At 69.9% G+C, this 22370-nt stretch carries 17 protein-coding genes and 2 pseudogenes; 13 read left to right on the forward strand and 6 right to left on the reverse strand.

Annotated features, from left to right (window positions below; all coding sequences use genetic code 11):
- Window positions 1-31 precede the first annotated feature (31 nt).
- Complete coding sequence (locus CES90_RS48225) at window positions 32-448, forward strand: DUF5994 family protein (protein ID WP_208921749.1); 417 nt, start codon at window positions 32-34, stop codon at window positions 446-448.
- An 81-nt stretch (window positions 449-529) separates the two neighbouring features.
- On the opposite strand, the gene CES90_RS51035 is transcribed toward CES90_RS48225, so the two are convergent.
- Both CES90_RS51035 and CES90_RS48230 read right to left on the reverse strand, forming a co-directional pair.
- Window positions 530-811: a DUF5994 family protein gene (locus tag CES90_RS51035; RefSeq protein ID WP_332836445.1), complete on the reverse strand. Its 282-nt coding sequence runs from the start codon at window positions 809-811 to the stop codon at window positions 530-532.
- A gap of 268 nt (window positions 812-1079) precedes the next feature.
- Window positions 1080-1331 carry a hypothetical protein gene (locus CES90_RS48230; RefSeq protein WP_189788768.1) on the reverse strand — a complete coding sequence of 84 codons (252 nt, stop codon included), beginning with the start codon at window positions 1329-1331 and terminating at the stop codon, window positions 1080-1082.
- Between the two features lie 164 nt (window positions 1332-1495).
- Between CES90_RS48230 and CES90_RS48235 the strand changes: the two genes are divergently transcribed.
- The 3 genes from CES90_RS48235 to CES90_RS48245 all read left to right on the forward strand — a co-directional run bounded on the left by CES90_RS48235 (window position 1496) and on the right by CES90_RS48245 (window position 4716).
- Entirely contained in the window at window positions 1496-1981 is a 486-nt protein-coding gene (locus CES90_RS48235; protein ID WP_189788767.1) for a DUF5994 family protein, read from the forward strand.
- Window positions 1982-2887: 906 nt separating this feature from the next.
- Complete coding sequence (locus CES90_RS48240; RefSeq protein WP_189786575.1) at window positions 2888-3043, forward strand: hypothetical protein; 156 nt, start codon at window positions 2888-2890, stop codon at window positions 3041-3043.
- Window positions 3044-3453: 410 nt separating this feature from the next.
- Window positions 3454-4716 carry a right-handed parallel beta-helix repeat-containing protein gene (locus tag CES90_RS48245; RefSeq protein WP_189786574.1) on the forward strand — a complete coding sequence of 421 codons (1263 nt, stop codon included), beginning with the start codon at window positions 3454-3456 and terminating at the stop codon, window positions 4714-4716.
- 167 nt (window positions 4717-4883) lie between these two features.
- Here the strand turns inward: CES90_RS48245 and CES90_RS48250 are convergent, their stop codons facing one another.
- Complete coding sequence (locus tag CES90_RS48250; protein ID WP_189786573.1) at window positions 4884-6524, reverse strand: FadD3 family acyl-CoA ligase; 1641 nt, start codon at window positions 6522-6524, stop codon at window positions 4884-4886.
- Between the two features lie 147 nt (window positions 6525-6671).
- Here CES90_RS48250 and CES90_RS48255 point away from each other — a divergent pair, with 147 nt between their 5' ends.
- The 4 genes from CES90_RS48255 (at window position 6672) to CES90_RS51835 (ending at window position 9268) form a co-directional block, all read left to right on the forward strand.
- The gene (locus CES90_RS48255) at window positions 6672-7820 is read left to right on the forward strand and encodes a lipid-transfer protein (RefSeq protein ID WP_189786572.1); all 1149 of its coding nucleotides are present in this window, start codon (window positions 6672-6674) and stop codon (window positions 7818-7820) included.
- Window positions 7821-7890: 70 nt separating this feature from the next.
- Window positions 7891-8307 carry a Zn-ribbon domain-containing OB-fold protein gene (locus tag CES90_RS48260; RefSeq protein WP_189786571.1) on the forward strand — a complete coding sequence of 139 codons (417 nt, stop codon included), beginning with the start codon at window positions 7891-7893 and terminating at the stop codon, window positions 8305-8307.
- On the forward strand, window positions 8304-9086 hold the full coding sequence (locus CES90_RS48265) for an enoyl-CoA hydratase/isomerase family protein (protein WP_189786570.1): 783 nt from the start codon (window positions 8304-8306) through the stop codon (window positions 9084-9086). The genes CES90_RS48260 and CES90_RS48265 overlap by 4 nt, the downstream gene beginning before the upstream one ends.
- Window positions 9087-9151: 65 nt before the next feature.
- Complete coding sequence (locus CES90_RS51835) at window positions 9152-9268, forward strand: transposase (RefSeq protein WP_332836418.1); 117 nt, start codon at window positions 9152-9154, stop codon at window positions 9266-9268.
- 181 nt (window positions 9269-9449) lie between these two features.
- Here the strand turns inward: CES90_RS51835 and greA are convergent, their stop codons facing one another.
- Together greA and CES90_RS48275 are read right to left on the reverse strand one after the other, a co-directional pair.
- Entirely contained in the window at window positions 9450-9950 is a 501-nt protein-coding gene (greA, locus tag CES90_RS48270) for a transcription elongation factor GreA (RefSeq protein ID WP_189788041.1), read from the reverse strand.
- A gap of 210 nt (window positions 9951-10160) precedes the next feature.
- Complete coding sequence (locus CES90_RS48275; protein WP_189788040.1) at window positions 10161-10559, reverse strand: DUF4307 domain-containing protein; 399 nt, start codon at window positions 10557-10559, stop codon at window positions 10161-10163.
- Between the two features lie 238 nt (window positions 10560-10797).
- On the opposite strand from CES90_RS48275, the gene mca reads away from it, so the two are divergent.
- Both mca and CES90_RS48285 read left to right on the forward strand, forming a co-directional pair.
- Complete coding sequence (mca, locus tag CES90_RS48280; protein WP_189788039.1) at window positions 10798-11670, forward strand: mycothiol conjugate amidase Mca; 873 nt, start codon at window positions 10798-10800, stop codon at window positions 11668-11670.
- A gap of 21 nt (window positions 11671-11691) precedes the next feature.
- On the forward strand, window positions 11692-11940 hold the full coding sequence (locus CES90_RS48285; RefSeq protein ID WP_229914445.1) for a hypothetical protein: 249 nt from the start codon (window positions 11692-11694) through the stop codon (window positions 11938-11940).
- A gap of 126 nt (window positions 11941-12066) precedes the next feature.
- On the opposite strand, the gene CES90_RS48290 is transcribed toward CES90_RS48285, so the two are convergent.
- Window positions 12067-15315, reverse strand: coding sequence for a tetratricopeptide repeat protein (locus CES90_RS48290; protein ID WP_189788037.1), 3249 nt, complete (start codon window positions 15313-15315; stop codon window positions 12067-12069).
- Window positions 15316-15583: 268 nt separating this feature from the next.
- Between CES90_RS48290 and CES90_RS48295 the strand changes: the two genes are divergently transcribed.
- The 3 genes and pseudogenes from CES90_RS48295 to CES90_RS48305 all read left to right on the forward strand — a co-directional run.
- Complete coding sequence (locus CES90_RS48295; RefSeq protein ID WP_208921751.1) at window positions 15584-19675, forward strand: SDR family NAD(P)-dependent oxidoreductase; 4092 nt, start codon at window positions 15584-15586, stop codon at window positions 19673-19675.
- Window positions 19676-19794: 119 nt separating this feature from the next.
- Window positions 19795-21594, forward strand: a pseudogene (locus tag CES90_RS48300) (type I polyketide synthase); the annotation flags it as partial.
- Window positions 21594-22370 (forward strand): annotated as a pseudogene (locus tag CES90_RS48305) (ketoacyl-synthetase C-terminal extension domain-containing protein); the annotation flags it as partial. The pseudogenes CES90_RS48300 and CES90_RS48305, both read left to right, overlap by 1 nt.

A 22370-nucleotide genomic window follows, 5' to 3' on the forward strand; every position in this document is an offset into this window, starting at 1 on the left:
CTCCGCCGCACGGCAGTTGACAGGAGCTTTCATGACCACCGCGCTGCACCCCCCTCCTCCCTCTCATCCCCTCCTCCGCCTGCGCCTGGCTCCCCACGGCGGTATGCCTCCCCACGGCGGTATGCCCCAGCCCATCGACGGAGTGTGGTGGCCCCGTTCGTACGACCTGCTCGCCGAACTCCCCGGGCTGCTCGCCGGATTGCCGCGCGCGTGGGGCCACATCACGAGCGTCACCGTCAACGGGGCGACATGGTCTGCGGTGCCCGGCCGGATGCTCGTCTTCAACCAGGTCGTACGACTGCGCAGGACCGTGGCGGCATCCGCCCCGCACACGATCGTCCTGCTCGCCCCCGGCCGGGGGCGCTGGGACCTGCTGGTCGTGCCTCCGGATACGGCCGAGGAGGCCGCGGAACCGCTCATGGCAGCCGCGGCACGTGGTCACGTCTGATCCGGCGCACCATGGACTGCCCGGCGAATCATCAGGTACCGACGGGCAGGTTCGGCGACGACGACCGTCACATCCCCACCATCAGTCGGCCGGGCCGGCCGGTGGTGGCCTCGTACGACGAGGAAGTGCCTTGTGCGGATCCTGCTCCGACGTGAACCAACCGACCTTCACCGCATGGCCGTTGACTAAGACCGTGCGCGGGAGGATCGGCCCGTAGTGCGAGTTGACGGCGAGAGGATCGGCCCGTAGCGCGAGTTGACGGCGATATGAGTGATCCGTCCCCCACAGCGGATCCAGCACGTCCGCCAGAGCGGAGAGTTCGCGTGTCAGGTCACGTGAACGCGGCCACCAGGCGCCGTCCAGCTCGACGTGCCCTGGTGAAGGAACTCACGGGGTTCAGCGCGAGTCGCGCGGTCGGGGCCCTGAAGACGGCCCGTAGCGGGGGATGAAGGGTGGTTGCGTACATCGCGCGGAACCCGTCTCCGGACGTCTGCACCTCTGCGCGAGGGAAGCCGCCCGGTGTCGTTGCTCACCGGGAACGAAACCGGCATCGGAGCCGATGTGCGAAGTGCTCCCGATGAGTTCACGCTATTCCCCGAAGAGGCCGAACGGACCGCTCCTGGACGTCGGCTCACTTCCGTCGGCGGTCGTCCTCCGAGGAGCGGCTGGTCTCCAGCCAGGACCGTGCCGGTTCTGCCGGGCGGGTGGTGTCCACGGTGAGCTGGAGGCGGGTACCTCCCTGGCTGTCCACGGGATAGCTGCGCTGCTCGGTGGCGGCGAAGCACTGGCGGAGAACCTGCGCGACGCGACGGGCGACCTCGGGGGAGGCCGCGACGATATGTACCTCGGCGTGCCCGTCCGGGGGTGTTTCCGTGGGCTGCATGGCGACCTCATTGTTCGGGCACAGATGAGCGGACCGATCTTTCACTCTACTCCGGCATGCCCCGTGACCCTCGGGTGTGACCGGCGAGCTTCCCGGCTGGCCTGGGCCGCGGAGTACTGTGAAGCAAGGAAGTCACTCCGTTTCCTTACAGGCAGGCGAGTGCGATGTCCGACTCCGGCTCCCCGCGTGTGACCAGGCTCCTGCCGGACGCCGTCCACCAGGCCGTGAAACCCGGGACGGCTGTCGTACGGCTGGAGACCACGCGCGACCGACGGGGTGTTCTCGACGGAGCGTGGTGGCCGCGGTCCCGGGACATCGCCGCGGAGCTCCCCGCCCTGATCACCGCCCTGGCCGAGTACCTCGGGCCGGTCACGCGTGTCGGCCTGGACGCCGGTGCCTGGGAAGCACTGCCCACGAGGCTCGTCATCGATGACCGAGTCGTGCACATCGACTCCTTCCCGGTCGGCGACGACACCGTCCTCATCACCCGGGGCGAGCAGGATCTCTTCTCCCTGCTCGTGGTCCCGCCGCACGCGACGCCCGACGCTGCGCGCGCCGCGATGGCCGAGGCCGTCCGCGCCGGCAACGTCACGCAGGCCGAACAGATCCTCATCGACATGGGCACCGCCCGGGCAGCGCCGGAGATGTGAGAGCGATCACCGCTGCGGTCCATGGGCTGCGCGGTCCGGTGCGGGTGCCGGGATGGTCGCGGTCAGGTGGATCCGATGACCGTCGTCCCGACGAGCGATCACCCCGCATGCCAGGCTAGCGAGGACGGGGAGGCGTGCGCGCGTTCCTTGCTCGATTCGGCTCCGGCAAGCGATTACTCGAGCCGCCGCTCTGGTTGTTCCTCCTCCTCGTCGAACAAATACACATCTCCCCCCCCAACCCCTCACCCCCACGCCCCACCACGCACCACTCGCCGCCAACCCCACCCGGCGTGCATGCAAACCGCGACCGCGCCCGCCACCCCCGGCCCTCGTACCACCCAACGCTCCCCGCAACCCCCGGCCGGGCCACCCGCCCTTCCGGGCCGCTCGCTCGCTTCTCCCCAGTGCTGGAGCGGCCCGGGTCAAGGGTGGCCCGCAGGGCCATCGCCGAAGGCGACGCGAAGCGCCCTTGAGGCGGGCCGCGGAAGCACGACACTCCAAAGAAGCGAGCGGCCCTACAGCCACTCGATCAACAGACAGCCCCCCGGCCCCCGGCCAGGGCACCCACCCTGCCCCGCAACCTGAGCACCTCGCCCTCGCCCTCGCCCACGCGGCGTCGATGTCGACGTTCACTTGCCGGGTTCCCCCTCGATCTCGTCGAAGAGATCGCCGTACTCGTCGAGCACATCCTGCGCGGCGGCCACGGCATCAGGCCTCCACCTCGCACCACACCGTCTTGCCGTCCCCCGCCGCGCCACGCCCCACCCCAGCCCCACCCCAGCGCCACCGCAGCCCCATCCCAGCGCCACCGCCGCGCCACGCCCCACCCCAGCCCCATCCCAGCGCCACCGCGTCGAGCAGGACCAGCCCCCCGCCCGCACTTGTCCTCGGCGCCGGAGACCCCGCATGCTCGGGTACGCCGATCTCAAGGTGCCGGAGTCGGCGCCGGGCCTGCTGGCCGGCTTCCCGGCGGAGGTTCGGAGGCGTTTCCTCGGCACCGAATGGTGCATCCGCCACGACACGGTCTCCGCCGTGCCGGCTCAGTCGGAACTGACGGTATGAGCCGAGTGTGCGCCGCCGACGGCCCACATGGGGCGGGGTAGGCGCCATGCCTGCCAATCATCAGGAGTACGAACCGTTTGGCGGGCCCGCTCGGCCCGCATCCAGCCAACCCAGTTGCGCGGCGTCTCCCCGCTGATCCCCAGAGGCTTCCCACACCCTCGAAGGTGTGGCGCGGGCCCGACAGGTCCGGCGCGGTGGTCTCCGCGTTGAATCTCGGCGGGTAGACCTTCGTCACCATAAGAGATTCCTCCTTCCCGCGGCGTACCAATGAGTATCAATGCGTACCAATGCACATCAATGCGCACCAATGACGGGCTCGGAATCCGGATGGCGCATGGCGAGTTGCCGGTCTGGTTTCCGGCACTGAAAGTCAAGGAAGATCGGCGATCCGGATTCTCCGGGTGCCATTCATGCCTGGCCCGGCGGCTGCCAATCGAGGCAGTGGCAATCACCGGTCTGCCCGGAGAACGAAGGAGAAGGACATGAAGAGACGGTTTCTTGTGTCGGCGTGCGCGGTAGCCGCTGTGGCATTCTCTGCGCTACCCAGCAACGCGGCGCAGACCACACTCGTCGTCGATGACGACGGGGCGCAGTGCCCGAACGCGGATTTCACCTCCATCCAGGCGGCCGTTACCGCCGCGTCGGCGGGATCAACGATCAGCGTCTGCCCCGGGACATACAACGAAGTCGTCACCGTGAACAAGCCGAACCTGACCCTGGTCGGGCCGCGCACCCCGAGCACGTGCACCCAGCCCACGACACCCAATCCGACCACTGAGGCGATCATCCAGGCTGATAACCCCGCAGGCGGTGTCGTCAACCTGCTCGAGAACGGCATCCGGTTCATCCGGTTCACGGTCCAGAACAACACGCTCGGCGCCGGCATTGTGACCAGTGCCACGTTCTCCGGCCACCGAGTCCTCCAGAACGTGGTGCAGAACAACGTGCAGGGTGTCTACTTCAACGCCAACGGCACGACAGCATCCGCCGTCGACCAGAACTGCATCCGCCAGAACAACCAACCGGGATCCGCTGGCGGGAACGGCGTCTACTCCGACCTCGGCCTGAGCAACGCCACCATCCGGCAGAACACCTTCTACCAGAACGACTCCTCCGCGATCGTGCTGACCGGACTGGCGCCGGGAGCCGTCAACAATGTCGGAATCGACGTGAACAGGTCCCAGGAGGACGGGTCCCTGCTGGCTGTCTTCAACTCCACCGGCACCAAAGTGCGGTCGAATACCGCGAGGAACAACACCGGATCCGCGATCTTCGTCGGCAATGACAACACCGGACTGGAGATCCTCTCCAACAACATCAGCGGAAGCGCACGCGGCGTGCGGACCAGCACCGATTTCGGCGGAGGGCCGAACACCAACCTGAGAATCAGCTCCAACACGATCACGAACTCCACGAACACCGACGGCATCAGCGCGGGCCCCAACTCGCTTGACAACTCCGTCATCTCGTCGAACACCGCTACCAACAATCTGAGAGACGGCATCCGCATCGAACTCGGCGGCAACTCGGGCAACCGCATTCTCTCGAACACGCTCAGGAACAATGCCGAGCACGACTGCCACGACGACACCGTCGGCACCGGAACCGCCGGCACGGCCAACACCTGGCTCGCCAACTCGGGCGTGACCGAGAACCGCCCCGGCCTGTGCTGACCACGTGTCCTTCTGCCCAGTGGAGCGGGCACCCCGCGCGCTTCCCGTGGCCATCGAGATCGCGAGGGTACCGGCGACGGCCGCGCTGAGAAGTGAGCCGCCGCCCGGCCCGCCTGCCTGCCCGCCTGCCCGCCTGCCCGCCTGAATCAAGCGCAGGGGCTCCTACCTCACCGCCCCCGCAACTCCCCCTTGACCACCTTCCCACTGGCGTTCCGCGGCAACTCCCCCACGAACTCCACCGCCCTCGGCACCTTGTAGTTCGCCATCTCCCGGCGCGCCCAGGCCATCAGGTCGTCGGCGGTCAGGAGCGCCCCCGCCCGCCGTACGACATACGCCTTGCCGACCTCCCCAAGACGCGAATCCGGCACCCCGACAACCGCCACATCGGCAACGTCCGGGTGCAACCCCAGCAGTTGCTCTATCTCTGCCGGATAGGCGTTGAACCCACCCACGATGAACATGTCCTTGATGCGGTCGGTGATCCGCAGATTGCCGTCACCGTCCAGCACTCCGACATCACCGGTACGCAGCCAGCCCTCCTCCGACACCACCCGCGCGGTCTCCTCGGGGTCCTCGAAGTATCCCCGCATGACGTTGAAGCCACGGACGAGCACCTCCCCGGGCGAACCGGCCGGCAACTCCGCACCGGACGGTCCGACCACCCGTACCTCGGTGCCCGGCACCGCCCGCCCGGACGTGGACGCGATCACCGTCGGCTCGTCTCCGCGTCGGCACATCGTCACGATGCCGCTGGCCTCGGACAGGCCGTACGCAGTGAGTACGGTGCCGACGTGCAGCTCGGCCCGCAGCCGTTCGACGAGTTGGAGCGGTACGACGGCCGCGCCCGTGACCACGAGCCGCAGCGCGGACAGGTCGTACTCGTCGCGCGCGGGGTGATCGAGGAGTGACTGGTGGAGGGTAGGCGGGCCGGGCAGGACCGAGACACGCTCCGCCGCCACGTTCGCCAATGCCGTCCCCACGTTGAACACCGGCTGCGGGATCATCGTCGCCCCGCGCATCAGACAGGCGATCACGCCCGCCTTGTAGCCGAAGGTGTGGAAGAAGGGGTTCACGATCAGATAGCGATCCCCCTGCCGCAGTCCCGCCAGCTCGCACCACACCTCGTACGCCCGCAACGTCTGCGCATGGGTGATCACCGCGCCCTTGGGCCGGCCGGTCGTCCCCGACGTGAAGATGATGTCGGACGGGGAATCACCACTCAGCGCGGCCGACCGTGCCCGCACCTCACCGTCCCCCACCCCGTCCCCACTCGCGAGGAATTCCTTCCAGGTCCGGAAGTCGGCGGGCGCGTCGTCCGCCAGCACCACCACCTGCTCCAGGTGCGGAAGCCCGGGCAGCGGACCGTCGCCCGCCCTCTCTCCCGCCCCCGCCCCCGTCCCCCCCGCCGCCGCCCGCCGCAGCGAAGCCACATACGACGTCCCCAAAAACGTCCCCGTCACGAACAACAACTTCGCCCGGCAACGCGCCAGCACATCCGCCGCCTCACCCCCCTTGAAGCGGGTGTTCAACGGAACAAGCACCGCCCCCGCCGAGACCGCCCCCAACGCGGAGACGATCCAGTCGAGCGAATTCGGCGCCCAGATACCCACCCGGTCGCCGACCCGGACCCCGTTCGCGACGCACGCCGCCGCCGCGCGCTCCACCCGGGCGCCCAACTCCGCGTACGACACCCGAGTACGGCCGTCCACCACGGCCTCGACGCCGCCGTACCGCTCGGCCGCGGACCGGACCAACCCCGGGATGGTCCCCCACTCCAGGTCACCGCGCGTATCCACGTCACCGTGCACAGCAGCCTCCGTACCCGAGAACCCACTACCACTATCCGAAACCACTATCCGAACCACTTACCTGACTTACCTGACTACCCGTCAGATTAGCTGTACTCTGACGGACTGTCAGCAGACACCTGACCCCGTGCGGAGGTGTGGTGCTACATGCCCGTACTCAAGGACGCGACAGCCATCGTCGGCATAGGCCAGACCCCATTCGCCAAACAACTTCCCGAAACAGAACGGGCGTTGGCATGCCGAGCGATCCTCTCCGCCCTGGACGACGCCGGCATCGAACCAACCGAAGTCGACGCGCTCGCCTCCTACACGATGGAGGAGACGGACGAGGTCGAGCTCGCCAAGGCACTCGGCCTCGGCGGCCTCACCTTCTTCAGCAAGGTCGGCTACGGCGGCGGCGGTTCATGCGCCACGGTCTCCCATCTCGCCGCCGCGATCGCGACCGGCCAGGCCACGGTCGGCGTCGCCTGGCGTTCCCGTAAGCGCGGCTCCGGACCTCGCCCGTGGAAGAACACGACCGTCCAACTCCCCACCCCCGCCCAGTGGACCCGTCCCTTCGGCCTCCTCCGCCCGGCCGACGAGATAGCCATGCTGGCCCGCCGCCATATGCACGAGTACGGCACGACCCGCGACCACCTCTTCAACGTGGCCCTCGCCTGCCGCAACAGAGCGAACCAGAACCCGGCGGCGATCATGTACGACCGCCCGCTCACCCGGGAGATGTACATGAACTCCCGCTGGATCAGCGAGCCCCTCTGCCTCTTCGACAACTGCCTTGAGACAGATGGTGCGTTGGCCTGTGTCCTCGTCTCCGCCGAACGCGCCCGCGACTGCCGGCGGCCCCCCGTCTACGTCCACTCCGCCGCCCAGGGCCTGCCCGCCCAGCACCACGGCATGGTCAACTACTGGAACGACGACCCGCTGACCGGCCCCGCCTGGACCGCCGCCCGGCACCTCTGGAAGCACGCCGACTTCGCCCCGGAGGACGTGGACGTCGCCCAGATCTACGACGCCTTCACCGCCCTCATCCCCCTCTCCCTGGAGGGCTACGGCTTCTGCGACCGCGGCGAGGGCGGCGCCTTCACCGAAGGGGGCGCCCTGGAGATCGGCGGCCGGCTGCCCCTGAACACCTCCGGGGGCGGCCTCAGCGAGGCGTACGTACACGGCTTCAACCTGATCACCGAGGGCGTACGGCAGCTGCGGGGCACGAGCACCGCCCAGGTGCCGGGGGCGTCGACCTGTCTGGTGACGGCGGGCGAGGGCGTCCCGACGTCGGCCCTGTTGCTGAGGAGTTGAGGAAGTTGAAGGAGTCGAGGGAGTCGAGGGAGTCGAGGGAGTCGAGGGAGTCGAGGGAGTCGAGGGCATCATGCTGACCCCGATCGTGGACGAGGACGGCGCCCCCTTCTGGAGTTACGCCCGCCGAGGCGAACTCCGCATCCAGGCCTGCGCCGACTGCGACGAACTCCGCTTCCCACCCCGCCCCTGCTGCCCCCACTGCCGCTCCTTCGAGACCGAGTGGCGCCACCTCACCGGCCAGGGCCGCATCTGGTCGTACGTCCTCCCCCACCCGCCCCTCCTCCCCGACTACGCCGAGCAGTCCCCGTACAACGTCGTCCTCGTCGAACTCACCGACGCCCCGCACATCCGCCTGGTCGGCAACCTGGTGAGCGAGCCGGGCGCCCGGCTGAACTCGGTCCCGGTGGAACGCATCCGGATCGGAGCACGCGTCCAGGTGGTGTTCACGGACACCGGCCTCCCCCAATGGGTACTGGAGCGCCCGTGAACCTACGGATGGACACGGACAAGGACACCGGCGTCGCGATCCTCACCCTGGACCGCCCCGAGAAGCTCAACGCGATCGACCTCGCCACTGCAGAGCAACTCGCCTCGGCCTGGCAGGCGTTGAGGTTCGACGACACCGTACGGGCCGTCGTCGTCACCGGCACCGGCGACCGCGCCTTCTGCACGGGCCTCGACCGGAACGCGGCCTCCACCGTCCCCCAACCAAACTCCCCGTACTCGATCGACGACCCCCTCCTCACGATCGGCCCGAAGTCGAACGACCTCTGGAAACCGGTGATCGCGGCCGTGAACGGCATGGCCTGTGGCGGAGCCTTCTACCTCCTCGGCGAGTCGGAGTTCATCGTCGCCGACCCCTCCGCCACCTTCTTCGACCCCCACACCACCTACGGCATGGTCAGCGCCTTCGAGTCGATCCTCATGGCCCAGCGAATGCCGTACGGCGAGACGGCGCGCATGGCGCTCATGGGCACCACCGAGCGGATGTCCGCGCGCCGGGCCTACGAGGTCGGGCTGGTGTCAGAACTGACGGAACCCGGCGAGGCGGTCACCGCGGCCGTACGCCGCGCGGAGACCATCGCCGGATACCCACCGGAGGCTGTCCAGGGCACGGTCCGCGCCTGCTGGGCCGCCCAGGAGGCAGCACGGGCCCACGCCCTCGCGTACGCCCCGCACCTCGTCTCCCTGGGCAACCTGCCGACGGAACGTCAGGCGGAGCTGTTCACAGCCCGCCGCCCGGTCCGCGAGGCCCGGCTCAGATAGGCGCGAGCGTTCAGTTACTGGTCCAGAGCGCCCGCTCCTCGACCGAGCAGCGCTCGATCAAGTCGATGACCGATGCCGCGTCCTGTCCGCTGCAGTGGCGCATGTTCGTGCCCCAGGAGTGGGCGGACGATCCGGTACGGCGGCAGAAGTCCGGGGTGAGCGGTGACTGGCGGCCGGTATGAGCCGCGATCCGGCGGACGGGGTGAGCGGTGACTGGCGGCCGGTATGAGCCGCGTCCCGGCGGACGGGGTGAGCGGCGACCCCGCCCGGGCATGACGAAACCCCCGGCGCCGAGGGGGTGCCGGGGGCTCGTGGGGCGAGCGGAGGGGGCGGCGCGAGAGTGCGGCCCTGCTCCGGCGCCGCTCAGCTCTGGTAGGGCTCGGCCTTGAGGATCTTCACCGAGGCGAACTTGCCGTTCGGCAGTTCGTACTGGGCGTCCTCGCCGACCTTCTTGCCGGTCACGCCCGAGCCGAGCGGGGACTGCGGCGAGTAGGTCTCGATGTCCGAGCTCGCGTACTCGCGGGAGGCGAGCAGGAACGTCAGGGTGTCGTCCTCGTCACCGTCGAAGGCGATCGTCACGACCATGCCGGGCGCCACGGCGCCGTCCGCCGATGCCGGAGCCTCGCCGACCTTGGCGTTCTCCAGGAGCTGGGTCAGCTGGCGCACACGGAGCTCCTGCTTGCCCTGCTCTTCCTTGGCCGCGTGGTACCCGCCGTTCTCACGCAGGTCGCCCTCCTCGCGCGCGGCCGCGATCTTGGCGGCGATCTCCGTGCGCGCAGGACCAGACAGGTAGTCCAGCTCGGCCCTGAGCTGGTTGTACGCCTCCTGGGTCAGCCAGGTGACGTTCTCGCTGGTCTGGGTCACAGGTGCTCCTCGTAGGTACTGGGAATACAAAGCATCGCCCTACACAGAAGAATGTTCCTTCACGAGTGGGCGAAACCACGAGCCTAACAATTCAGCGGCGGAAGGGGGAGGACATAAACCACGACCGTTGTGTCAACGCAGGTCAGCGCGGTGTGACGGCGAGTGATTTTCGTCAATGCCGACGGGGCGGCGACGGCGAGGCCCGGGGGGTCAGCCCGCCTGGCAGTCGACGATTTCGGCAGTGGTGCCGCGGGACGTCGTTTGGAGGGTGACGACCTGGTCGATGTCGGTGGTGTCGGCGGCGAAGCGGACGTCGCGGCGGCCGACCTCGGCGCCGTCCTCGGACTGGGAGCGCACGATGCAGTAACCCTTGATGCCTGCGTCCTTGTCGCCCCTGAGGTGCACCTTCACCGAGGTGGCCGAGGTCTCGAACGTGTAGACCTCGACGTTGATCTTGTTGTCGACGACGTAGTGGTACGCGAACCAGCCGAGGAGGACGAGCAGGGCCGCACCCAGGACGGAGCCGATGACCTTGAGCTTGCGGTCGGCGCGCTCGTCCGCGGAGCGGCCGTAACGCCCCTCGGGCAGCCGAGTGCTCGCCGTACTCATGATCGTCCTCTCGGGAGGGGGCGGGACGACGGTCCCGTAAGGGGTGTCCATGGTCCGGACCGGGAATTTTCCGCCCCCCGATTCGGTCACTATAGAAGCCTCCCGCCCAGCGTCTGACGGCCGCCCCGCAGTGGGTGTCCTTGCGGGACGGCAGTATTGACTCACCGGATCGCGCCGGGCTGAGTCATCGAAGTAACCGAACTACCAGGCCGGGCGCCGACTTACGAGGGAATGAGTCTTGACTGACCAGCTGCGACTGATGGCCGTGCACGCGCACCCCGACGACGAGTCGAGCAAGGGTGCGGCCACCATGGCGAAGTATGTGTCCGAGGGGGTGGACGTGCTGGTCGTGACCTGCACGGGCGGCGAGCGCGGCTCCATCCTCAATCCCAAACTGCAGGGCGACAAGTACATCGAGGAGAACATTCACGAGGTACGCAGGAAGGAGATGGACGAGGCCCGCGAGATCCTCGGGGTCGGGCAGGAGTGGCTCGGCTTCGTCGACTCCGGCCTCCCGGAGGGCGACCCCCTCCCGCCTCTTCCCGAGGGCTGCTTCGCCCTGGAGGACGTCGACAAGGCGGCCGGCGAACTGGTGAGGAAGATCCGCGCGTTCCGCCCCCAGGTGATCACCACCTACGACGAGAACGGCGGCTACCCGCACCCCGACCACATCATGACCCACAAGATCTCGATGGTGGCGTTCGAGGGGGCGGCGGACACCGAGAAGTACCCGGAGGGGGAGTACGGCCCGGCGTACCAGCCGCAGAAGCTGTACTACAACCAGGGCTTCAACCGCCCCCGCACCGAGGCGCTGCACAACGCGCTGCTGGCTCGCGGCCTGGAGTCGCCGTACGGGGACTGGCTCAAGCGCTGGGACGAGTTCGAGCACACCCCGCGCACGCTGACCACGCACGTCCCCTGCGCCGACTTCTATGAGATCCGCGACAAGGCGCTCATCGCGCACGCCACGCAGATCGACCCCGACGGCGGCTGGTTCCGCGTGCCGATGGAGATCCAGAAGGAGGTCTGGCCGACCGAGGAGTACGAGCTCGCCAAGACCCTGGTGGACACCTCGCTCCCCGAGGACGACCTCTTTGCAGGCATCCGCTAGCCCTGGGGGACAATGCCAGGCATGAGCGTAAGCCTGGCAGTCACACACCTCGTCCCCCTCGCCAAGGAACTGGACAAGGACAAGGTCACCCCCGGCGTCCTCGGCTTCATCGTCTTCGCGGTGATGGCCCTGGCCGTGTGGGGCCTGATGAAGTCCATGAACAAGCACATGGGCAAGGTCGACTTCGAGGAGACGCCGGAAGGGGAGTCCGGAGCCCCGGCCAAGGGCACCACCGGCGCGGGCGGGAAGGCGACGCCCGCGAAGGGCTGAGCGCCGAGAGTGACGACGTAACGGCATGATTCTGTGACACCCGGTAGGTGGCGCGGAGTCATGCTGTGCCACACGTCGGCCCTCACCCGGTGACGTCCCTCACCCCGGAGCACCCGGTGACGTCCCTCACGCCGGCTGAGCCGTCACCGGCACCCCCATCACCTCACGGGCGTGCCGGTTCGGGACCATGCCCAGGGTCCAGCCACGCCAGCCGCCCTCCAGGTTCACGCCGCGCTCCAGCAGCAGCAGATACGCCTCGACGTACTCGTCGAGCTTCTCGTCGCGCAGCGGGTGGGATGTGCGGGCGAGTTGGGCCAGTTCCTCCTGGGCCACCGCGGTGCCGATCTCGACGCCGCCGGGGGCCGCGTACGGGAGCATCGTGCAGCGCAGGAAGCGGGCCCAGTCCTCGCCCCGGCGGTCGCCGTAGGAGGCGAAGAGACGGGCGGCCTCGTCGCACAGGGCGAGGGCCTGGGCGGTGCGGGTGTTGCCGGCGTCGACGACCGCCAGTTCGAGGCAGGTCCAGGCCTCGCCGTGGGCCACGCCGATGCGCTGGAAGTCGGCGCGGGCGTCGACGAGGAGTTGGCGGGCGAAGCCGGAGTTGCGGAGCGAGCCGGTCTGGACCGCCCGTTGGTCACGGGTGACGCGGGCCGAGTGGTGGCGGGCGCAGGCCAGGCCGTAGACGTCGCGTATACGGGAGAACTTTGTCCGCGAACGCTCCAGCTCCCTCACCGCCTGGTCCAGGTTGCCCGTCTCCTCCAGGGCCTGGCCCAGGTAGTAGCCGGTCCAGGCCTCGCCGCGGGCGTCCTCGTTGTCGCGGTGGTGGGTCAGGGCCTGGCGGAGGCTGTCGACGGCGGCGGAGGCGTCACCGGCGACGATACGGGCGCGGGCCAGCTGGGTCATCGCCCAGGCCTGGCCGCGGGCGTCGCGGGTGCGGCCGAACAGGTCCAGCGCCGTGCGCAGCTCACCTTCCGCGCGCGGCACGTCGCCCATGCGCAGCAGCAGCTGGCCGAGCTGGAAGTGGGCCCAGCCCTCACCGTGCAGGGAGTCCTGCTGGCGGTGGATGACCAGGGCACGGTTCAGCAGGTCGAGGGCGTCGGCGAGGTTCGAGCGGTCGCGCTCCACAGCGGCCAGGGCGTGCATCGTCCAGGCGCGGTCCGCCGCCAGCTGCGGCACGTTCTGCATGGTCAGGGCTTCCATGAGCTTGGCCGCGGCCTCGGTCAGGTTGCCCTGGTGGTGGAGGGTGATGCCCAGGGAGCACAGGGCCCGGGCGGCGCCCGCGTCGTGGTTGGTCTCCATGTAGAGGTCCACCACCGACGCCAGCGTCGTACGGGCCTTGTCCAGCTCGCCCAGCTGACGGGCCGCGATGCCCGTACGCCACTGGACCGAGCGGGTCAGCAGGCCCTGGTCCACCGACTGGGCCAGTTCGCTCAGCTCGCCCAGGCGGTAGAGGTCGCCGCGCAGCAGGCAGTAGTCGCACAGGGCGCCCAGCAGGCTCAGCACCGCCGCCTGGTTCACACCCTCGGCGTGCCGGAGCGTGGAGGTGATGAAGCTCGTCTCGTCGTCCAGCCAGCGCAGCGCCTCGTCCAGGGACACGAAGCCGTGCTGGCCGAAGCGGTCCGAGCGCGTCGACATGTTGCCGTCGACCAGGCGCAGCACCGAGTCGGCGAGATCCGCGTAGGTGACGATCAGGCGCTCCTGGGCCGCCGTGCGCTCGTTCGGCTCCTCCTCGTCGAGGAGGCGGGCCTGGGCGAAGGCACGGACCAGGTCGTGCAGGCGGTAGCGGTTGCCGTGGACGTGGTCGATCAGACCCGCGCGGGCGAGCGCGGTGAGGTGCCGGGTCGCCTCCGTCTCGTCCGTGGCCAGGAGGGAAGCGGCGGCCGCCGCGCCCAGGGAGGCGCGGCCCGCCAGGGCGAGGCGGCGCAGCAGGCGGCGGGAGGGCTCCGACTGGTCGGTGTAGCGCAGCCACAGGGCCCGCTCGACCGGCTCGACCGGGCCGTACGCGCCCAGGTCGGCGGCGAGTTGACGGGGCGTACGCGGGCCGAGGGACGAGCCGGCGACACGCAGCGCGAGAGGCAGGCCGCCGCACAACTGCCGGATGTGGGCGACGGATTCGGTCTCGGTGGACCCTGGATGCGCTCCTGTGGAGCCCCGGGCCCCGGGTCCCGGAGCCAGTGCCGAGGCGTCCTGCGCCGCGGTGCTCAGCAGTTCCCGCGTGCCGTCCCCGTCGAGCGCTTCGACGGGCAGTTGGTGCACCCAGGCGGGCAGGTCGGCGGGCAGGGCGAGCGGGGCGCGTGCAGTGACCAGGACGAGGCTGTCGGAGCGCTCGGGGACGAGGGCGCGGACCTGTTCCGGGTCGGAGGCGTCGTCCAGGACGATGGTGACCGGCAGGGCGGTGAGGTGCTGGTGGTACAGCTCGCTGAGCCGTTTGACCTGCTGGTCCTGGGAGGTGCGTTCACGGAAGAGGAGTTGCTCGCGGGGCGCGCCGAGACGGTTCAGCAGGTGCATCAGCGCGTCCCGGGTGGTCAGCGGGGTCTCCTCCGGGCTGTCGGCGCGCAGGTCGACCACGCAGGCACCGCGGAAGTAGTCCCGCAGGTCATGGGCGGCGCGGACGGCGAGAGCCGTGCGGCCGGAGCCGGGGGCGCCGTGCAGGACGACGACCGTCGGCCGGGTCTCGGTCTCGGCGCGGGCCGCCTGCACCCACTGCCGGATCCTGCTCATCTCCGCGCGTCGGCCCGCGAACCGGTCGTCGGCCTCGGGGAGTTGGGCGAACGACTGCTCCAGTACGTTGCGCCGCCGGGCCGCCGCGCTCTTGTCGGCGCCGCGCAACTGGGGCGCCTTCTTCTTCGCCGTGGAGGCGGCGAGTACGCGCTGCTGGTCCAGGAAGGGGCGGATCCCGCGCACCTCCAGCGCCGTCAGCCACTGCAGCCGCAGCTGCTCCGGGCCGCCCGGCTGACCCAGGGCGCCCGCGTGGTGGTGGGCGGCGGGCAGATGGGAGGCGGTCACCTTCAGGACGGTGGCCACGGCACTGGCGACACCGACGATCACGCCGGTGCTCACCGCCGTGCCCGCGGCGACGCCGAAGGAGAGGTCGGCCACGACCGCCGTACCGGCCGCGACGGCCGCCACCAGCAGGGGAGTTCCGGCGCCCTCCTTCGCATACCGCTGGCCGAAGGTCAGGCGGCCGGCCTCCGACTCGTCCAGTGCGCGGGTGTACGCCTCGTACTCCTCCGCGGCGTTCTGCGCCATCGTGTCCAGTCCCGCGCGGGCCCGGCCGAGCAGGACGACGCCGTCGATACGGCCACCCGACCTGCGGACCTCGTCCTCGACCGCCCGGACCAACAGCCGTTCGGCCTCCCCCCGGTGGCTGTCCCGCATCACACGTCCCCCTTCGCCGAAACGGCTGCCTCTGGCCAGTGTGAAGCGGATGGGGCGCACTGGCGAGAGGGCGTGGATCAGCCGGGGGTCGCATGCGCGGGCGCACAGGCGTTCGCGCGGATGCACGAACCGCGTTCCCGCACCAGGCTTTCACGGCGGCATCGCGTTCCTCACGCGTTGTCCGAGGTGACCGGGGGTTGTCAGCTGCTCGCCGGGGAGCGTGTACGAGGGCGGTTTGACTCGATCGTGTGATGGTCGGCTTCTGTGCTTGCGGTGGCCCGGCACCTCACCTCGCCAGGTTCCCCTGCCCACCTACGCCTTCCAGCGCGAGCGTTACTGGCCTGCTGCGGTGGCGGGTGTGAAGGGCGCTGCCACCGACTTCGGGCTGGGTGAGGCCGGGCATCCGCTGCTCGGCGCGGTGGTGGAGTCGGCCGATGACGGGCGGGTTCTGCTGTCGGGACGCCTCTCGACCGCCGCGCAGCCCTGGCTCGCAGACCACACCGTGGGTGGCGCGGTGCTGGTGCCGGGCACCGCGTTCGTGGAGATGGTGGTCCGCGCCGGTGACCAGGTCGGCTGTGGGCGTGTCGAGGAACTGGTGATCCAGGCTCCGCTTGTCCTGCCGGAAGACGGCGGTCTACGGGTCCAGGTGGTCCTGGAGAAGGCGGACGACGAGGACTCCGGGCGATGGGACGTACAGGTCTTCTCCTTGAGGGAGGGCGCACCCGTAGGGCAGCCCTGGACCCGGCACGTCATCGGTGTGCTGACTCGGGAGGACGCGGCCGATGCCGAGAGTGTCGACTTCGCCGACCTGACGGGAGAGTGGCCGCCGGCCGGGGCCGATGCTGTACGGATCGAGAATTTCTACGACCAGTTGGCGGAGACGGGATACGACTACGGGACCGCGTTCCGGGGGCTGCGGCGCGCATGGCGCCTCGGCGACACCGTGTTCGCCCAGGCCGGTCCGGCCGTTGGTGACGGCGACGGCGACGTCGATGGCGACGGTGTCGGCGGAAGCGATGGCCGACTGACCGACACGGACCGGTTCGGGATCCATCCCGCGCTGTTCGACGCCTGCCTGCATGCCCAGCTGATACCGGGGCGCGCCGACGCGGAGCTGCACCTGCCCTTCTCCTGGACCGGCGTGACACTCCATGCCTCGGGCGCCGAGACGCTGAGAGTGCGGATACGGCCGCGCGGCGAAGGCGCCGTATCTCTGGCGCTCGCCGATGACCTCGGGCGGCCCGTGGCCACGGTGGAGTCCCTTGCCACGCGTCCCGTCTCGGCCGTGGACCTGGCCGGTGCCCAGGCCGGCGGCGACGATTCCGGAGCCGAGTCACTCTTCCGCATCGACTGGACCCCGGTTGCCGCGGCTGAGGCCGACACCACCGGCTCCGGGGACTGGGCGGTACTGGGAGCGGCAGAGGGAACGAGCGGGGAGACAAGCGAGGCGTTGCGGTCGGCCGGTGTACGGAACGTACGTGTGTATGACGATCTGGCCGCACTGCACACAGCCGTACGGGACGGCGTCATCGCGGCGCCCGCCGTGGTCGTCGCCCCTGTGGCGACCGGTGAGCAGGACCCCGCCGACGAGGCGGGCGCGGCGCGGGCCGGGGTCTCCGCGGCCGTCGCGCTGCTCCAGGAATGGCTCGCCGGTGAGCTCCTGGCACAGGCCCGGCTGGTCGTACTGACCCGCGCCGCGGTCGCCGACGGGCTCGACGACGGCATGCCGGATGTGGCACAGGCTTCCATCGGTGGCCTGGTGCGCTCGGCCCAGTCGGAGTACCCGGGCCGGTTCCTACTGGTCGACGTGGACGGGCAGCGCACCTCGTACGAGGCACTGCCCAGGGCCGGCGCCTCGGACGAGCCACAGCTGTTGATCCGTCAAGGAACCGTGTTCGTACCGCGCTTGGCAGAAGTCGACGCACCGGGCGGCGCGCTGGTCGCACCGGCCGGCCACGAGGCATGGCGGCTTGAGGCCACCGGCAGCACCCTCCAGGATCTCGCCCTGCTGCCCGCACCGGACGCCGCCGCCCCGCTCACCGAGGGCCAGATACGTATCGGCGTACGGGCGGCCGGCCTGAACTTCCGCGATGTGCTGCTCGGCCTCGGCATGTACCCGACCAAGGGCAGCATGGGCAGCGAGGGTGCCGGTGTGGTGACCGAGGTCGGGCCGGGGGTGACGGATCTCCTTCCCGGCGACCGGGTCATGGGCATGCTCCAGGGAGGCTTCGGACCGTTCGCCGTGGTGGATCGGCGCATGGTCGCAAAGATGCCGGACGACTGGTCGTACGAGCAGGCCGCGTCGATGTCGCTCGTCTTCCTGACCGCGTACTACGGCCTGTTCGACCTCGGCGGGCTGCGCACGGGCGAGTCGGTGCTGGTGCACTCCGCGGCGGGCGGCGTCGGCATGGCCGCCGTACAACTCGCCCGGCACGCCGGGGCGGACGTCTACGGCACGGCGAGCGAGGGCAAGTGGCACGTCCTACGCTCCCTCGGCCTCGACGACGAGCACATCGCCTCCTCCCGGGACCTCGGCTTCGAGGAGAAGTTCACCCGGGTCACCGCAGGACGCGGAGTCGACGTCGTACTCGACGCGCTGGCAGGGGAGTTCGTCGACGCGTCGCTGCGTCTGCTTCCCAGAGGCGGACGGTTCCTCGAGATGGGCAAGAGGGACGTGCGGGACTCCGAGGTCGTCGCCACCACCAATCCGGGCGTCGGCTACCGGGCGTTCGACCTGTCCGAGGCGGGCCCGGACCGCATCCAGGAAATGCTGCTCGCCCTCCTCGACCTCTTCGAACAGGGCGTCCTGAAGCACCTGCCGGTGCGCGTATGGGACGTACGCAGGGCCGAGGAGGCGTACCGCCATGTGAGCCAGGCCCGGCACATCGGCAAGGTCGTCCTGCGGATGCCGCGCCAACTGCCCACGGACGGTACGGTCCTGGTGACCGGCGGAACCGGACGGCTCGGCGGGCTGGTCGCCCGGCATCTGGTCGCCCAACACGGCGTACGAAGCCTGCTGTTGACGAGCCGTCGGGGTTTGGCCGACCCCGAGGCCGGCACCTTGGTGGCCGAACTGGAGGCGCTGGGCGCCCAGGTGCAGGTGGCCGCCTGCGACTGCGCGGACCGGGACGCACTCGACCGCGCGCTGCGGACGGTGCCGGAGGAACTGCCGCTGATCGGCGTGGTGCACGCGGCCGGCGTGAACGGTGACGGTGTCGTCGAGACGCTGACCCCCGAGCGGGTGGACTCCACCCTGAGGCCCAAGACGGACGCGCTTCTCCTGCTGGAGGAGGCAACGGCCGGCCTCGACCTCTCGTTGTTCCTGGTCTTCTCCTCCATGGCCGGGGCGTTCGGTACAGCCGGGCAGGGTGCCTACGCGGCAGCCAACTCGGGCCTCGACGCGGTCCTGGCCCGGCGCCGGGCGCGTGGACTCGGGGGTGTCTCGGTGGCCTGGGGCATGTGGGAGTCGGCCAGCGGCATCAGCGGACACCTTCAGGAACGCGACCTGGCCCGCCTGAGCCGCGACGGCGGGGGAGCCCTGACGGACGCCGAGGGCCTGGCCCTCTTCGACCGGGCCATGGACAGCCCGAACGCGCTACTCGCCGCAGCCAGTCTGGACCTGGCCGGGCTGCGCGCCCGCGCGGCTACGGGTACCGAGCCGCCGGCACTGCTGCGCGGCCTGGTGCGGGGTCCCGTACGCAGGAAGGCCGCGACGGCGACGGATGCCTCGGCGACGGACGCGGACGAGGTACGGACCTGGCGGGACCGCCTCGTCAAACTCGACGCGAGCGAGCGCCGCCGGGCCGTACTCGACGGTGTCCGCGAACAGACCGCGTTCGTCCTGGGCCACCGTTCCGCGGTCGCGGTCGACCCCGGTCAGATCTTCCAGGACATGGGATTCGACTCGCTGACCGCCGTCGAATTCCGTAACCGACTCGCGAAGGTCAGCGGACTCAGGCTGCCGCCCACCCTCATTTTCGACCACCCCACACCGGAATCCCTCGCCGATCACCTCTATGGGGAACTGGTGCCGGAAGAGACGTCCGACAGCGGGCCCGCCGGGTCGGTACTGGACGAACTCGACCGGTTGGAAGCGGCCATGACGGCCATGATCGGATCCGGGCAGAACGGTCATAGTGGTCACGGTGGTCACGGTGGCCACAGCCCCGACGAGACGGAGAGCGTGCGCACGCGGCTGCGGATGCTGCTCGACCGCCTGGATGCGGGAGCTGGGGCTTCGGCCGCGCCCGCGTCCGCCGCCGAATCCGGCGACATCCTCAACAAGATCCGGTCCGCCACGGCGGCCGAGGTGTTCGACCTGATCGATCAGGGACTTCGCTCCGACCGGGATGCCCAGTGAGCCCAGCGGCTTGATCAACCCAGCAATTCGGTCAATCACAGAAACACGACCGGCTCAGTATTCCGGCCGACTCAACAACACCTTTGCTTTGGTTCCGGTTCCAACGGAAGGCGTCAGTCATGGACGAGCAGGAAAAGCTCCTCGAATACCTCAAGCGTGTTGCTGCCGAACTGCACACCACGCAGGAGCGCCTGCTCGCCCTCCAGGAAGCCGGACGCGAACCGATCGCCATCGTCGGCATGGCTTGCCGCTTCCCGGGCGGGTCCGATTCCCCAGAGCAGTTGTGGGACCTGGTGGCCTCGGGCGGCGACGCGATCGGCGGCTTCCCGACGGACCGCGGCTGGGACCTGGACGCGCTGTACGACCCGGACCCCGAGCGCAGCGGATCGAGCTACACCGACCAGGGCGGCTTCGTGACGGACGCGGCCGGATTCGACGCGGGCTTCTTCGGCATCTCGCCGCGTGAGGCGCTGGCGATGGACCCGCAGCAGCGGTTGCTCCTGGAAACCTCGTGGGAGGTGCTGGAACGGGCGGGCATCGACCCGCTGTCGCTCCGGGCCAGCCGGACGGGTGTGTTCGTCGGCGCCTCCGCCATGGGATACGCCAACGCGCACAACGGGAACCTGCCGGAAGGCGCGGAAGGCTACCTGCTGACGGGCGACATCGTCTCGGTCATCTCCGGGCGGATCGCCTACACGCTGGGCCTGGAGGGGCCGGCGGTGACCGTGGACACCGCGTGCTCGTCCTCGCTGGTCGCGCTGCATCTCGCCGTGCAGGCGCTGCGGTCCCGCGAGTGCGACATGGCGCTCGCCGGAGGTGTGACGTTGATGTCCACGCCGGGGGTGTTCGTGGAGTTCTCGCGGCAGCGGGGGCTGTCGGTGGATGGCCGGTGCAAGGCGTTCGGGGCGGGTGCGGACGGTACCGGCTGGGGTGAGGGTGCGGGTGTGCTGCTGGTGGAGCGGCTGTCCGACGCGGTACGCAACGGTCATCAGGTGCTTGCGGTGGTGCGGGGCAGTGCGGTCAATCAGGACGGTGCGAGCAATGGCCTGACGGCTCCGAGTGGTCCGGCGCAGCGCCGGGTGATCCGGCAGGCTCTGGAGTCGGCCGGACTCGACACCACCGATGTGGATGTGGTGGAGGCACACGGCACGGGTACCCGTCTCGGCGACCCGATCGAGGCTCAGGCTCTGCTGGCTACGTACGGACAGGGACGTTCGGAGGAGCGTCCGTTGTGGCTGGGTTCGGTGAAGTCGAACATCGGTCATACGCAGGCGGCTGCGGGTGTTGCTGGTGTGATCAAGATGGTGGAGGCGATGCGCCAGGGCGTGCTGCCCGCCACTCTGCATGCGGATGAGCCGTCGGATCAGGTCGACTGGTCGTCCGGGGCGGTTCGGCTGCTGACGGAGGCGCGGGAGTGGCCGGAGGCCGACCGTCCGCGCCGGGTCGGGGTGTCGTCGTTCGCGATCAGCGGGACGAACGCGCACGTGATTCTCGAGCAGGCTCCGTCGGGGGAAAACGTCGAGGGCCTTGAGGCTGGGGAGTCGGGTTCGGGTTCGGGTTCGGGTCTGGTGGTGTGGCCGGTGTCGGCGCGCAGTGAGGTGGCGTTGCGGGGGCAGGCGGCGCGGTTGCGTGTGTGTGTTGAGGCTGATGAGGCGTTGGACCTGGCCGATGTGGGGTTCTCGCTGGCCAGTGGTCGTTCGGTGTTCGAGCACCGGGCTGTGGTCGTGGGCGGGGATCGTGGCGAGCTGCTGACCGGGCTGGCGGCCGTGGAGCGTGGGGAGCCGGCCTCCGGTGTGGTGGGAGGCGTGGCGGGGCTCGGGGCGAAGAACGGGCTGGCTGTGCTGTTTTCGGGTCAGGGTGCGCAGCGGTTGGGTATGGGGCGGGGTTTGTATGAGGCGTTCCCGGTGTTTGCGGGGGCGAGTTCTCCCGGCAGCGCGGTCTGTCCGAGGACGGCCGGTGCCGCTCGTTCTCGGCCGACGCGGGCGGCACGGGCTGGGCCGAGGGAGTCGGTCTGCTGCTGGTGGAGAAGCTGTCCGACGCGATCCGCAACGGCCACCCGGTGCTCGCCGTACTGCGCGGCTCGGCCGTCAACCAGGACGGCGCCTCCAACGGCCTGACCGCCCCCAACGGCCCCTCCCAGGAACGCGTCATCCGCCAGGCCCTCACCGACGCCGGCCTCACCCCCGCCGACATCGACACCGTCGAAGCACACGGCACCGGCACCCGCCTCGGCGACCCCATCGAAGCCCAAGCCCTCCTCGCCACCTACGGCCACAACCGCCCCGACGACCGCCCCCTCTACCTCGGCTCCCTCAAATCGAACATCGGCCACGCCCAAGCCGCCGCCGGCGTCGGCGGCATCATCAAGATGATCCAGGCCATGCGCCACGGTCTACTGCCCAAGACCCTCCACGCCGAGACCCCCAGCCCCCACGTCGACTGGGACGCGGGCGCGATGGAACTCCTCACCGAACCCCGCCCCTGGCCCGAAACCGGCCACCCCCGCCGCGCCGGCATATCGTCCTTCGGGTTCGGCGGGACGAACGCCCATGTCATCGTCGAGCAGTATGTGCCCGACGGGGAGGACGTGGACGAGCCCACTCCGCAGTCGGCGCCGGTGGTGGGGGTGTCGTTGGTGCCCTGGCTGGTCTCCGGCAGGACTCCCGAGGCCCTGCGCGCCCAGGCCGAACGGCTG

Source organism: Streptomyces capitiformicae, from assembly GCF_002214185.1.
GTDB lineage: Bacteria > Actinomycetota > Actinomycetes > Streptomycetales > Streptomycetaceae > Streptomyces > Streptomyces capitiformicae.

Bases quoted from the DNA above. Each gene is read 5' to 3' on its own strand.
- CES90_RS48225 (WP_208921749.1), top strand. From the start codon at position 32: ATGACCACCGCGCTGCACCCCCCTCCTCCCTCTCATCCCCTCCTCCGC.
- CES90_RS48230 (WP_189788768.1), bottom strand. From the start codon at position 1,331: ATGCAGCCCACGGAAACACCCCCGGACGGGCACGCCGAGGTACATATC.
- CES90_RS48235 (WP_189788767.1), top strand. From the start codon at position 1,496: ATGTCCGACTCCGGCTCCCCGCGTGTGACCAGGCTCCTGCCGGACGCC.
- CES90_RS48240 (WP_189786575.1), top strand. From the start codon at position 2,888: ATGCTCGGGTACGCCGATCTCAAGGTGCCGGAGTCGGCGCCGGGCCTG.
- CES90_RS48245 (WP_189786574.1), top strand. From the start codon at position 3,454: ATGCCTGGCCCGGCGGCTGCCAATCGAGGCAGTGGCAATCACCGGTCT.
- CES90_RS48255 (WP_189786572.1), top strand. From the start codon at position 6,672: ATGCCCGTACTCAAGGACGCGACAGCCATCGTCGGCATAGGCCAGACC.
- CES90_RS48260 (WP_189786571.1), top strand. From the start codon at position 7,891: ATGCTGACCCCGATCGTGGACGAGGACGGCGCCCCCTTCTGGAGTTAC.
- CES90_RS51835 (WP_332836418.1), top strand. From the start codon at position 9,152: ATGACCGATGCCGCGTCCTGTCCGCTGCAGTGGCGCATGTTCGTGCCC.
- CES90_RS48275 (WP_189788040.1), bottom strand. From the start codon at position 10,559: ATGAGTACGGCGAGCACTCGGCTGCCCGAGGGGCGTTACGGCCGCTCC.
- CES90_RS48285 (WP_229914445.1), top strand. From the start codon at position 11,692: ATGAGCGTAAGCCTGGCAGTCACACACCTCGTCCCCCTCGCCAAGGAA.
- CES90_RS48290 (WP_189788037.1), bottom strand. From the start codon at position 15,315: ATGCGGGACAGCCACCGGGGGGAGGCCGAACGGCTGTTGGTCCGGGCG.